We start from the raw sequence: 11,440 nt of genomic DNA, 5'->3' as shown, positions 1-11,440 counted from the left end.
TGCGCACGCTCATCTGCACTAAGCCGAACAACATACTTCACTGCGGGTCCACGTTTGCCCATCCAAAAAACCTCCAAAAGTGTTTTTGAAGTGATTCAGAAAATTCAAACGCTGTCAAATATGGCGACGCGACGCACTAGTTTAGAAACTATAATCTTCTGACTAGCCGTATGTCTCTAGAGTTTGCGCGCCTCCTTCTGTTTTCAGATAGCCTCTACTGCCTTCTTCGGGAGATCGCGAAACTGACCTGTGACCGCGTGCAGCTCTGGATTTTTTATGCGCCTGCATCGACGCCATGGGATCGGATCCGCGCCTGGAAGACTTCGAAATACGATATCGGATTTCGGAACTGCCGACTTGATCCAGATCAGGAATCGCGCGCTGATTTCTCTGTATGAGAAACAGGTGGTTAGAGGGAATCCCATGCAAGAGGAGCTATAAGATGAAGTTCAAGACAATTGCGAGCCTGACCGCCCTAGTCGGCGCTGCCGCCACGTCTGGCATGGCGCAGGTCGGGGAAATCCCGGACCGTTACGGTTCGTATGCTCACGAACATGGCATGATGTGGGGCGACAGCCAATGGGGTGGTTTTGGCATGTTTCTCGGGCCAGTTTTTATGATTCTGATCTTGGTCGGAATCGTTGCGGGGGTCATCTATCTTATGCGGCAGTTCGGCGGGCCCGGACTGGCTGGAAACGGTCATGCTGCGCATGACCGGGCTATCGTGCTCCTCAAGGAAAGGTACGCAAAGGGCGAGATCGACTCCAAGGAATTCGAGGAACGCAAGAAATTGCTGGCTGACTGATCTGGATCTGCGGCCAGAGTTTCCCCAGCGCCTGTCTAGGCTGGGGCCGCCCCTTTTGCCGCCTACTGAACTGCGGTCAAAATTGTCAAATGTGTTGACTATTAAGGCCCCATCTCGAGGGTTTTTGCATCTTCATAACCCCATCCCGGCATCGAAAGGCCAAAATGAAACGACGCCACTTCCTGACTTCATCGTCCGCAATGCTTGGGGCCGCGGGGGCCCTTTCGCAGCTGCCCACCCGGCGCGCCTTTGCCCAATCAAAGGCTCCCTTGACGCGTCTATCGATGCCGCCGCTTCTCGACACCCGGGCGACCGGTCGCTTGGCTCTGACGACAAGCGCCGGGAGCACCAGTTTTCTCGGAGGCGCCACTACGCCCACGGCTGGGTTCAATCAGGACTATCTGGGGCCGACCATCGTCGTTCAAAACGGCGAGCTGGCCGCTGAGGTGAAAAACACGCTCGGTGATCCCATCAGCGCGCACTGGCACGGCCTTTTGGTGCCGGGAGAGCATGACGGCGGACCACATCTTCCTATTGCGACTGGCGAGACATGGCGTCCAGAGATGGTAATTGCGCAGGATCCGGCAACGGTCTGGTATCACTCGCATATCCACGAACAAACTGCAGAGCAGGTGTATTTTGGGCTGGCCGGGGTCATCCACGTGAGGGACGGGCAGGACGATGCTCGCGGCCTGCCGTCTGCCTACGGCATCGACGATTTAACGCTGGTTCTGCAGGACCGCCGGTTCGATGCGGCGGGTCGAATGGTCTATTCCGCCTCAAGGATGGACGTGATGCACGGCTTCTCCGGCAATCGGATGCTCGTAAACGGCCAGGCAGGCGCAACGGCGGTCGTGCCAAAAGGGATCACGCGCTTGCGTCTGCTCAACGGCTCGAACGCCCGCATTTACACGCTGTTCTTCGATGACGCGCGCCCAATGCATCTGGTGGCAACAGATGGCGGCTTCCTGCCAGCGCCGGTAGCGCTGGACACGCTTCGCCTTGCCCCGGGCGAACGGGCGGAGATCCTTGTCGATTTTTCGGGTGGCGACGCTCCCATATTGATGAGCGATCCGGGCCAGTCCTATGGGATTCTGCAGTTCGCGACCGATACGACGCTGCCTACGCGCATCGGCCGCCTGCCAGAGCAACTGGACGGTGTGCTCGAAGACCTGTTGGGAGCTGAGGTAAACACCAGGCAGGTCTCGCTGGATATGGGCATGGGTGGGATGATGAGAGGAGGTGGCTTTGCGATCAACGGGCGTCCTTTCGACATGCGCCGTATAGATTTCGAAGTCGCCCTCGGTTCCGTCGAACGCTGGCATGTTCGCAGCACGATGCTTGCCCACCCGCTCCACGTCCATGGCGTCCGGTTCAGGGTGGTGAGCGAGAATGGTGCGCCGCCACGACCGGAAAACATCGGCTGGAAGGATACTGTGCTCGTTCCGGGAGAAGCCGATCTCCTCGCCCGTTTTGACCAACCCGCCAGCCGCGAGACACCGTTCATGTTCCACTGCCATATCCTTGAACACGAAGATGCTGGTATGATGGGTCAGTTCACCGTGACCTGAAGTCCGCGCCGCGCGGACCGCAACACAGAAGCTCCGACAATGCCAATGACCGAGTCCATTCTTGCCGCCGAACCGCAACTTCGCCTTGCAGTGTTTCTAGGCGTTTTGGTGGTGATGGCCTCTTGGGAACTCGCTGCGCCGCGGCGACGGCAGGAAATCCCACGATTGATCCGCTGGACGAACAATCTGGCATTAGTGGTGGTTGATACGATCTTGTTGCGATTAAGTTTTCCAATCCTTGCGGTCGGATTGGCGGTGATGGCAGAGAGCCAGGGCTGGGGTCTGTTTAATATCATCGACGTTCCCGGCTGGGGTGCAATCCTCGTCTCTGTGATCGTTTTTGATCTGGTCATCTATCTACAGCACGTGATGTTCCATGCTGTCCCCGCGCTCTGGCGGTTGCACCGAATGCATCACGCGGATCTCGAGTTTGACGTGACCACGGGCTTGCGCTTTCACCCGGTCGAAATTCTGCTGTCGATGGGGATCAAGTTGGCGGTGGTCGTGGCATTGGGGCCACCCGCCGTCGCGGTGTTGATCTTCGAGGTTCTGTTGAACGCAACTGCGATGTTCAATCACTCCAACATCCGGCTGCCGACGCTTGTGGACCGAGTCCTCCGCTTGATCGTGGTCACACCTGACATGCATCGCGTCCATCACTCGATCCGACCGGAAGAAACGAACAGTAATTTTGGCTTTAACCTCCCTTGGTGGGACAGGCTACTCGGCACGTACAAGGCGCAGCCGGCAGCAGGGCATGAGGGAATGTCGATCGGGATCGAGCAATTTCGCACAAGGCGCGAACTGTGGCTCGACCGGATGCTGGTTCAGCCGGTTAAAGGCCCGGCAAGCGGCTATCCGATCAACCGTGAGACGGAAGAGAAGCTTTGAGCGCACAGCGCCGGCCCTTTGGTCAGCCGTTATGGAGCGCCTGCGATCGAGGGAAATCTACAGTTCGTGAAAATACCAATCGTCTGATGCGACACTACTTGGCCTAGCTGGCCCGAAGCTGCATATTTGGGCTCCGACGGAATCAATATGTGAACAGTCAGGCGCTGGAGTTCTGCAGATACATTACGACGGTTTCGGCTGGCATCTTAAACCCGCGCCCGTCGGAAACACGCTCAGTGCTAATCGGGTACTTTGGTCTGTTGGGATTGATTGCCACAATCCGGTAGAGGTCTCCACGCAATCTGAAGGGCCGTCCATAGTCAGATGGTTCAAGGCCAAAATGTGGAGCAAGGACTTCAAAAAGGGCTTTGTCCGGGGAATAGATCGCGCCGTCTGGCATCGGAATACCGACGCGGAAGCTGATGTCAAAACCATGACGCAAGTCGATGTCACTCAGCTCCCCGCCTTCAACCGTCAACCCGTGCGTCTCCGCCACCTTTAGACACGCTTGCATCATGTCCCGGCGCAGTTTCTCACAGAGCGGGGGCGTCAGATTGCGCGGGGGTGGTACTTTAGTGTTTGTTTGGGCCGGTGGCTTTGCCACTGGAGGCCGCTGCTTTGTCTTGTTTTTTTTCACATCAAAGCCTTTGCTTTATAAACAGTGCCCCGCGATATTCCCATGTCACGTGCGATTTCCGTAGGCGACATGCCCTCTGACAGCTTCGCCTGAATGGTGGCCATATCGATTTTCGGGAGGCGGCCGCGATACACGCCACGCTGCTTGGCAGCGAGAATGCCCTCGGCTTGCCGCTCACGCCGCAGATTTGTCTCGAACTCGGCAAAAACACCGAGCATGTCAAAGAAGGCCTTTCCCGTGGCGTTTGAGGTGTCCACTGGCTGCTCTGTTGCGGCCAGATGCGCGCCCTTGGACTTCAGCTGGGCGACGATTGTCTGCAGGTCACTGAGGCTGCGGGCCAGCCGATCGATACGGGTGACCACCAGAGTCTCACCTGAGTGGATGAAGTCGAGGATCGTCCTAAGCTCGGCCCGCCCCTCAAGGCTGGCACCACTCTTTTGCTCGGTGCGGACCATGCCACACCCGGCTGCTTTCAGGGCGGCAATCTGCGCATCGAGGTTCTGATCCGCAGTCGAGGTCTGCGCATATCCGATTTTGGCCTGATAAGTGTTCATTTTGGGTGTGCCCTCGACATGGCTTGTTCATTATCGAGAAATCGGCCCAAAGTGAACACAAAAGTGGATTGCTCTAGTGTCATTGAAGGTGTCCCCATGGGTAGACCCATGATGACACTTCATCTCTCCCGAACCCAGTGTGAGGTTCGTCGTAGTTTCTGCTTCTGCAGTTTGGAGAATTGTTCGGCGATAGCGTCGGCATGGATCTCGATGTGATCCCAATCGACGTATCCACCCTCTTTGGCCCATTCATGTTCCGCGTGGTTTTTATCTGTACGTGCCTCCTTGAAAACCTCGTACATTGGCGGGCCTCCAATGTCCTCCGGTGGTGTTGCCCACTGACCAGCAACAAAACGTGGCTGCAGTTCATTCGGCTCAACCGAACGCTTTGAAACGAGTTCGACGCGATGCACCCAGTCATCCCCAAAATCGTAGGTATAGATCACAGGCGGCACCTTGCTGTTCAAAAAGAAGTCCAGCCTCTTCGTGGTGACCTCCATCAAAGGCGGGCCGAACATCGGTTCGATCCAGAACTCTTCGCTTTTCATCTGGTATTTCCGGTCGCCAATCTCGAAATCCCACAGATGCATGTCGTTCCACAGGAAGGCCGCCTGAATGGCGTCATGCAGATGCGGCAGGGTCTTGTCCGACCGGATCTCGATTTCACGCCACGGTGCGGGGTCGACATACCCAAGGGTGATTTTCAAACACAGGACTTGGGGTTCTTTCTTCGCCATGAGTGCCTTTATGCGGCCATGGGTTCGAAATCGATCCGCTTTTCCAGATCGACCTCGAACCGGCCATAGGGGTTGATGTGGAGGTGGATGAGCGGGAAAAGGCCGCGATAGTCCTCGGGGGACAGACGCGCGACCACGTCGGGGTTGCGCAAGACGAATTGCATCATCCGGGTGTTCACGTAGACCAGAGATGATTGCAGCAGCTGTAGCGCATGGGCAGCGGTTTCCTGATCTCGCACACGGTTGGTGGCGATCTTACCGCCTTTGCCGAAGAACACAAAGCTATTGGTGCTGTTCCAGTTCGCGACGACGTTCAGCCCCTCGTGAATTTCCCGACGGAACGCCTCAGAGCGCAGATAGCGGCATAGGAAGATCGTTTTGATGGCGCGACCCAGTTCGGCGAGCGCCTTGTAGGTAGGGTGCATCACATCTGAACGTGCGAACCGGCGCAAGATGGCCTCAGGGTCCGCCGTCCCGTGCTGGCTGGCCGCCGCGTATTTGACCATTTCGTCATACTGACGTTCAATTTCGTCCCAATCAACAACACCTGACAGGATGGGCAGCAGATTGGGCAGTTGCCCTCGCATGCCCGCACTGGGAAGGGCAAGCTTCTGACGCGCGATGGCTTTCAGGCGGGGTGCAAGCTCAAAGACCAGAAGGTGACAGAAGGCAAAGCCAACGGCGTTTTGGCCGTGGCTGTCGACATACTGTCTTTGGATTTCCATATCCGTGCAGTGCCGCAGAACGCCTTCGATCATGGCGGCGACCTCAGAGGATGAGCAGCGCTTCAGTTGGGAATAGATGCAGGTCGCTTGCCGCTCGACATGCCAGTAGATCATGACGCCGCACCCGCCATAGCGTGCGTGCCATTCGGTCATCAGGTTGAGATCCCACGCCCGGAACTTGGTTGAATCCACTGCGCAAGTCGTGCCTGGCGGTCCCCAGACATCTGGATTTCGGACTGCAAGCGTCGCATTGGAAACTTGCGCACAGGCCGCCTTCAAAGCAGCAGGATCAATATACCGCCTCCGAATGTGCAAGAGCTCATCATAGCTGACATCGGGTGAACCAGCGGCTACGCGTTTCAAGCCCGCATTCGGGCCCAAACCATAGAGGCAGCGCAGCAAGCGCTGATCCCGAAGTGTCGGAGGAAGCGCCTCCCGGCTGGCCGAGGTTTGAAAGCCGTTTAAGAAACCGGTGTCGAGGGCCGTTTCCTTCAGAACATCAAGTAGGCCCGTCATTGGCCATGCTCGGGCGACCTCGGCCTTCAACGCACCCAGGCCGGGCGGCTGAGGAACCGGCGTCAACGGCGTAAGCGAAATAGGGTTCTCTCCACTCCACCTCAGGCGCACCTTGTCATTGTCGGGCAAGGTTGCATTCAGCAGGTGCAGCTCCCGTTCCAATTCTGCTTTCACACCTGCTACTGGGCTCTTCGCATCCTGCGACAAGCCCAGATCAGCGTAGTAGGTATCCCGGCGCGCATCCAGCGTACCCTTGGTCCGATGTTCTTCGATAACAGCATGTAGCCTGGCCGCGCCCGCGATAGGGTAAATGACATCTTCGATCCGACCGTCGGTCAGCTGTGATTTGCGATGCATCAGATAGCTGGCAAGAAGCCCCAACCGTCGCTCAAGCGCATGGCGACGCATCTCTGAGGCGGTTTCGCCCTCGACTTGCCGTGCGAGGCGCGAAACCCAACAGCGTTCAACGCCAACTAGAATATCAAGCGGAAGATTGAGCCCCTCGACAAAGGACACCCTCAGCGCCGCCCGCAACACGCTGTCTAACGATGCGGCACCAACATCGTCCTTCAGCCGCTGAAAACCCGTTTCCGCCAAAGGTTCAGAAAGCGCCCATTCCAACTGCTCAATAGTCTCGACCGATAGCTGTAATCCCACTTGCGCCAGAAAACCTTTGCGAAAATCACGACGGGACGCGTGGGCCAGGCGCTCCATGATTTTCTCCGAAGGAACAAAAACGCCCATTTGACAGGCTTGTGCATAGCCGCGCTCAACCCAATCCGCCAAGTTCAGGTCGCGACCGCCAAGGTGCTTCCCCATCCATGCCTGAAGTTTAGCGCGATCACGCTCAGATGCCCGGCGGACTCCAAGGAAACCCAAAATGCCCGCACGCTGGCGGCGGGCATTATAGCTGGCAAAGCTATAAGCAAGGCAGTCTTCAATACCAATTTGATCAGCAACATACTCGATCGCATCAGGATCAAACGCAGAACGGTCCTCAGGAAAATAGCCATGCTGGCGAAAGAAAAGCAGCTGGCACGCAACCATGACCCGGGACTTCGCTCCATACCGGCTCAGAAACTCGAAATCGGAATAGGAAAGCCCCCAAATAGTGGCAAATGCTTGCTCCGTCATGACACCTTCAGACGATAGCATCGTCCTGCATCAGGACAGCCCGTCAACCAGCGACTTGTTTCGCATATGTTCTCTCAAAAGCCCAAATATGCAGCTTCGGGCCAGCTAGGCCTACTTCCAAAAAGGGACGGATTTGTTGACACATAGGGAAGCCAAGCTGAGTGCTGTCGCCCAGACAGCTTAACGAACGACCCGAATGACGCTGGGATACGAAACGGCCGCCGAGCGTTTCAATGCAAGTGTTGCGTCGATCAATTGTGACCGCCGCTCAAAGCCGACCTTTGCTGCGGGATTCACCAAGGTCTGCTAAGCGGGAATTAACGACCTTTGAATTTCATGCCCAAGACAAAACAAACCTACGGTTCTCTATCCGTCTCCGTTCTCCAACCAGGCCCGTGCCCGATTGTCTGGGATCAGATTGGCCAGTCGTTCGTGATATAGTTCGATCTCATCCTCACTCAGTTGGCCTTCCCATTTCTTGGAGCTGGCGGAATCGAAGAAACTTTCATCAGAAATCCAAAACCCGGTGCCACCTACGGGCGCATAGTTCGCTGCGTTTGCCTTCATCGCACCAAAAGCCGTCGCTTCGGTGACAGCATCCAATAAGGCGGCGTCGGCATCAATATTAGCCGCTTTAGCCAGCCTCGCTACCGTGGTCCGCCCGTCCCGTATCATGTCAGAATAGTGAAAAAGCCGGAGGTCTGGAAATCTTCTTGAGAGAACCGTTTCCGTATAATGGTGGACCAATGTCGCGAGCGTATCACGATCAAAATCATTCACGTCTGACGCGCCCTCAAGAAATGCACGGATCGCCTGCGGAATTGGCGCGCGCATGATATGATCTTCCTCGGCATTCTTCATGTTTGCGGCATGCTTACGCAACGAAAAGAACACGTCGAGCGGATGGCGATAGACAGCAATGACGACGACATCTTGCCAAATCGGAAAGCCATCGCCAGGGGTGTGCGTCTTGACGACCCGCCGTCCTTTCTGCCCGGCGAGCGTGACAGAGACCTCTTTGGCCGAAATTCCTAAATCGGCATCAACCCAAGGTGACAGGATTGGCAGTTTTTGGGGCAGGTCCGGCCCTCCGTTGACGAGCATGGCAAGGATTGTCTGCGTCCAAGTCGTGCCGCATTTGGGGGGGGTGCAGACCAAGATATCGCCCTTGTTTGGCTTCCAGGTAGCCCAGCGGTCGGGATCAGTGATGTCGCCACGATAGCTTCGACCTGCCGGAGCGAGAATGGCTGTATCAGTGGACATGTTTGCTGGAGCTCCGCCCTTGTGAATGACTGCTCGTCTCTTTGGAACACCGTAGCAAGCCGAGACCTGTGATGTCTAGTTTGGGCTCCAAGCGGGCCTTCGCTGCCGGCCGCACTAAAGTCCGCCATGCGGAACTTTGAACCGCTGTTCGCAGCAGCGGATCCAACGTCTGGTTTTGAAAAAATGGAAGAGTTGGGATACGGTGTTTGCTAGCCCCAACAGGTGGCTGACCTTTTTGAAAGATGCGGCACAGTGACGGCCAAGACCGAAAGCAATCAGAAGCTAAGGAAGTTTTATGGCTTGGAAAATGCTGAGGTCGCGCGCTCTGCCTATGATGGTTGGGCGGAAGGCTATGATGCCGAAAACCTTGGCAACGGATACAAGGTTTCGACCAATGGCTGTGCGATGATCGCGCCCCATGTCGACCCTGATGACGGGCCTATCCATGACGCCGCTTGTGGCACCGGGATCGTTGGCGGTTTGTTGGATCTCGTGGGATTTCAGAACATCGCAGTCTCTGATCCATCTCCATAAATGTTCAAATTCGCCGAGAAAATATCGGCCTATCAGCGGCTTTACGAGCACGATCTAGGTCATCATCTTCCGGAAAATGTATGGACGAGTTTATGCGTATTACCCGGTCCGGCGGCCACATTATTTTCAACATCCGTGCCGAACCATATCCAGAGCAAGAGCTGAAACAGGCGGTCGACGCATTTTCTGAAACCGGCGCTTGGAAAATGGTCGATCAGTCACTGATATTTCGCTCCTACTACTTTATAGAGCCTGACGTCACCTCTAAGGTCTATGTGTTCAAAGTCTTGTAAGTCGTCATTCAAGGCCAAGTTGAGATTAGCATTTTTTGGTCTTATAGCCGCCGTTCACTGCGATCTCTCCAAAATGGATGTCGAGTTTCGGCCAGCTAAACACCCCGGCATTTCTATCGTTGTTGCGTCAGCTTTCCCACGGCAGTTGTTTGCAAGTCGAAACCAGATGATCCACGAACAACCGTTGCCGCGTGGACTGAAAGCGGTTTGGTTGGAAGACGGCGTAGATGTCCCGTTTGGGCGATGTCACATAGTGAGATAACACCGCGTGCAACTCTTGGTTTTTGATATGCTCGGCAACGTAGAAAACGGGAAGAATGGCGATGCCGACGCCCTCTAATGCCGCACGACATAGTATATCCCCGGAATCAGATTTGAAGTTTCCACTCAAGCCGACTTGGCCGTGCTGGCCAGTCGCGTCCTGATAACGCCACTCGTGCAGTCCGCTATTTCCGGTGAACGCCAACACATTATGGTGCGCAAGATCGTCGGGCATTTTAGGTGTGCCCTGCTTTTTGAGATAACCAGGGCTTGCGCATATCACAAACGGACAAGATGCCATTCGGCGTGCAATAAGGGATGTATCTTTAAGTGAACCAATGCGCACCGCCAGATCAAATCCCTCATTCACGATATCGACAAAGCGCTCATCTAGGCTCACATCCAGCTCAACCTCGGGATATTCCGCCGCAAAAGATGCAATTGCTTGTCCAAAATATTTGATACCTAGGCTCTGCGGAAAACTTATCTTCAACGGTCCCCTTGGACGCGATTTCAAATCATAAATCTGCTCTCGCGCCTCTTGCAAATCCTCCAACGCGCGGGCAGCGCGTTCATAATAGACCGCCCCTTCTTCAGTAACAGAGACGTTTCGCGTTGTGCGGTTGAGCAGCTTGACCTGCAGATCCTGCTCAAGGTTTTGGATCTGCTTGGATACTGCCGAACTGGTAATGCCCAACACCCGCGCAGCACCTGCAAAACTCTGCGCTTTTACAACGGCGATAAAGACGCCGACGCGGGAAACATGATCCATCTACACTATCAACCTAATGGAATGAGTGATCTTCCAAAAGAAAGTATTATCAAATCTATGGCGGTATGCAATCTATCCTTCAACAGACCCAAGCACATATGGAACAAAACAATGACAAAGCAAACCAACCCAAACTACGGCGCATTCATTACCCGCGTCTCCCTTGGCGGCATCCTCTTGGCCCACGGCCTTTTGAAGGTGCTGGTTTTCACCATTCCTGGAACGGTCGGCTTTTTTGCCAGCCTCGGATTGCCGCCAATCGCAGCATATCTGACGATCTTCGCCGAAATCGCGGGGGGGACAGTGATCCTTTTGGGGCTCTATACGCGGCTGGCCTCGCTACTCTCGATCCCGATGCTGCTGGGTGCGCTCTGGGTGCATGCGGGCAACAATTGGGTGTTCAGTGCAGAAGGTGGCGGCTGGGAATTCCCATTACTGCTGGTGTTACTTGCAGTCGCAGTTGCCCTCCAGGGCAGTGGCCCGTTCGCTCTGCGCAAACTGCCAGTAATCGACGGTTTTGTCCCGCAGATCTTAAAGGCCTAGTGCGACCCCCTAGGCGCAATCAGAAAGCCAAGACCATGCCCAAACTTCTTATGTTCTTGATCGCGCGCGGACCGCGTCGACCAACAAAAAACGCTCAACTTTGGCTGCGAGCATTGCCCGAGACGCGGACATCGATGTCACCCCGATCGATCTCAAAGACTTTGAGATGCCCCTCTACAGCTGTGATCTCGAAAGCGACTCTGT

The 11,440-nt window shown here is 55.5% G+C and carries 12 protein-coding genes; 6 read left to right on the top strand and 6 right to left on the bottom strand.

From position 1 onward, the window contains the following. Positions 1 to 442 precede the first annotated feature (442 nt). The 3 genes from Q1B15_RS15825 to Q1B15_RS15815 all read left to right on the top strand — a co-directional run bounded on the left by Q1B15_RS15825 (position 443) and on the right by Q1B15_RS15815 (position 3,267). Positions 443 to 805 (top strand): SHOCT domain-containing protein, encoded by a 363-nt coding sequence (locus Q1B15_RS15825; protein WP_299755370.1) that lies wholly within the window; start codon positions 443 to 445, stop codon positions 803 to 805. Positions 806 to 969: 164 nt separating this feature from the next. Further along, a complete protein-coding gene (locus Q1B15_RS15820; RefSeq protein WP_299755367.1) occupies positions 970 to 2,376 on the top strand; it encodes a multicopper oxidase domain-containing protein in 1,407 nt (468 codons plus the stop codon). Between the two features lie 45 nt (positions 2,377 to 2,421). Next, positions 2,422 to 3,267, top strand: coding sequence for a sterol desaturase family protein (locus tag Q1B15_RS15815; RefSeq protein ID WP_299755364.1), 846 nt, complete (start codon positions 2,422 to 2,424; stop codon positions 3,265 to 3,267). Positions 3,268 to 3,424: 157 nt separating this feature from the next. Here Q1B15_RS15815 and Q1B15_RS15810 read toward each other — a convergent pair whose 3' ends face one another. The 5 genes from Q1B15_RS15810 to Q1B15_RS15790 form a co-directional block, all read right to left on the bottom strand. Further along, entirely contained in the window at positions 3,425 to 3,763 is a 339-nt protein-coding gene (locus Q1B15_RS15810; RefSeq protein ID WP_299755361.1) for a hypothetical protein, read from the bottom strand. A gap of 137 nt (positions 3,764 to 3,900) precedes the next feature. Then, positions 3,901 to 4,458 (bottom strand): recombinase family protein, encoded by a 558-nt coding sequence (locus Q1B15_RS15805; protein WP_299755359.1) that lies wholly within the window; start codon positions 4,456 to 4,458, stop codon positions 3,901 to 3,903. Between the two features lie 119 nt (positions 4,459 to 4,577). Next, positions 4,578 to 5,195: a plasmid pRiA4b ORF-3 family protein gene (locus Q1B15_RS15800; protein WP_299755355.1), complete on the bottom strand. Its 618-nt coding sequence runs from the start codon at positions 5,193 to 5,195 to the stop codon at positions 4,578 to 4,580. Between the two features lie 8 nt (positions 5,196 to 5,203). After that, the gene (locus Q1B15_RS15795; protein WP_299755352.1) at positions 5,204 to 7,570 is read right to left on the bottom strand and encodes a Tn3 family transposase; all 2,367 of its coding nucleotides are present in this window, start codon (positions 7,568 to 7,570) and stop codon (positions 5,204 to 5,206) included. A gap of 366 nt (positions 7,571 to 7,936) precedes the next feature. Beyond that, positions 7,937 to 8,833, bottom strand: a complete 897-nt coding sequence (locus Q1B15_RS15790) for a sulfotransferase domain-containing protein (RefSeq protein ID WP_299755349.1) — start codon at positions 8,831 to 8,833, stop codon at positions 7,937 to 7,939. Positions 8,834 to 9,055: 222 nt separating this feature from the next. On the opposite strand from Q1B15_RS15790, the gene Q1B15_RS15785 reads away from it, so the two are divergent. Both Q1B15_RS15785 and Q1B15_RS15780 read left to right on the top strand, forming a co-directional pair. Beyond that, positions 9,056 to 9,367 (top strand): hypothetical protein, encoded by a 312-nt coding sequence (locus Q1B15_RS15785; RefSeq protein WP_299755346.1) that lies wholly within the window; start codon positions 9,056 to 9,058, stop codon positions 9,365 to 9,367. Between the two features lie 80 nt (positions 9,368 to 9,447). Then, the gene (locus tag Q1B15_RS15780) at positions 9,448 to 9,660 is read left to right on the top strand and encodes a hypothetical protein (RefSeq protein WP_299755344.1); all 213 of its coding nucleotides are present in this window, start codon (positions 9,448 to 9,450) and stop codon (positions 9,658 to 9,660) included. A 127-nt stretch (positions 9,661 to 9,787) separates the two neighbouring features. Here the strand turns inward: Q1B15_RS15780 and Q1B15_RS15775 are convergent, their stop codons facing one another. Next, complete coding sequence (locus Q1B15_RS15775) at positions 9,788 to 10,693, bottom strand: LysR family transcriptional regulator (protein WP_299755341.1); 906 nt, start codon at positions 10,691 to 10,693, stop codon at positions 9,788 to 9,790. Between the two features lie 111 nt (positions 10,694 to 10,804). Between Q1B15_RS15775 and Q1B15_RS15770 the strand changes: the two genes are divergently transcribed. After that, positions 10,805 to 11,236 carry a DoxX family protein gene (locus Q1B15_RS15770; protein ID WP_299755339.1) on the top strand — a complete coding sequence of 144 codons (432 nt, stop codon included), beginning with the start codon at positions 10,805 to 10,807 and terminating at the stop codon, positions 11,234 to 11,236. Positions 11,237 to 11,440 lie beyond the last annotated feature (204 nt).

Source organism: uncultured Boseongicola sp., assembly GCF_937988555.1.
In the GTDB taxonomy this organism is placed as follows: domain Bacteria; phylum Pseudomonadota; class Alphaproteobacteria; order Rhodobacterales; family Rhodobacteraceae; genus Boseongicola.
This window is presented reverse-complemented; position numbering and strand designations above follow the sequence as displayed.

Bases quoted from the DNA above. Each gene is read 5' to 3' on its own strand.
- Q1B15_RS15825 (WP_299755370.1), top strand. From the start codon at position 443: ATGAAGTTCAAGACAATTGCGAGCCTGACCGCCCTAGTCGGCGCTGCC.
- Q1B15_RS15820 (WP_299755367.1), top strand. From the start codon at position 970: ATGAAACGACGCCACTTCCTGACTTCATCGTCCGCAATGCTTGGGGCC.
- Q1B15_RS15815 (WP_299755364.1), top strand. From the start codon at position 2,422: ATGACCGAGTCCATTCTTGCCGCCGAACCGCAACTTCGCCTTGCAGTG.
- Q1B15_RS15805 (WP_299755359.1), bottom strand. From the start codon at position 4,458: ATGAACACTTATCAGGCCAAAATCGGATATGCGCAGACCTCGACTGCG.
- Q1B15_RS15800 (WP_299755355.1), bottom strand. From the start codon at position 5,195: ATGGCGAAGAAAGAACCCCAAGTCCTGTGTTTGAAAATCACCCTTGGG.
- Q1B15_RS15795 (WP_299755352.1), bottom strand. From the start codon at position 7,570: ATGACGGAGCAAGCATTTGCCACTATTTGGGGGCTTTCCTATTCCGAT.
- Q1B15_RS15790 (WP_299755349.1), bottom strand. From the start codon at position 8,833: ATGTCCACTGATACAGCCATTCTCGCTCCGGCAGGTCGAAGCTATCGT.
- Q1B15_RS15780 (WP_299755344.1), top strand. From the start codon at position 9,448: ATGGACGAGTTTATGCGTATTACCCGGTCCGGCGGCCACATTATTTTC.
- Q1B15_RS15775 (WP_299755341.1), bottom strand. From the start codon at position 10,693: ATGGATCATGTTTCCCGCGTCGGCGTCTTTATCGCCGTTGTAAAAGCG.
- Q1B15_RS15770 (WP_299755339.1), top strand. From the start codon at position 10,805: ATGACAAAGCAAACCAACCCAAACTACGGCGCATTCATTACCCGCGTC.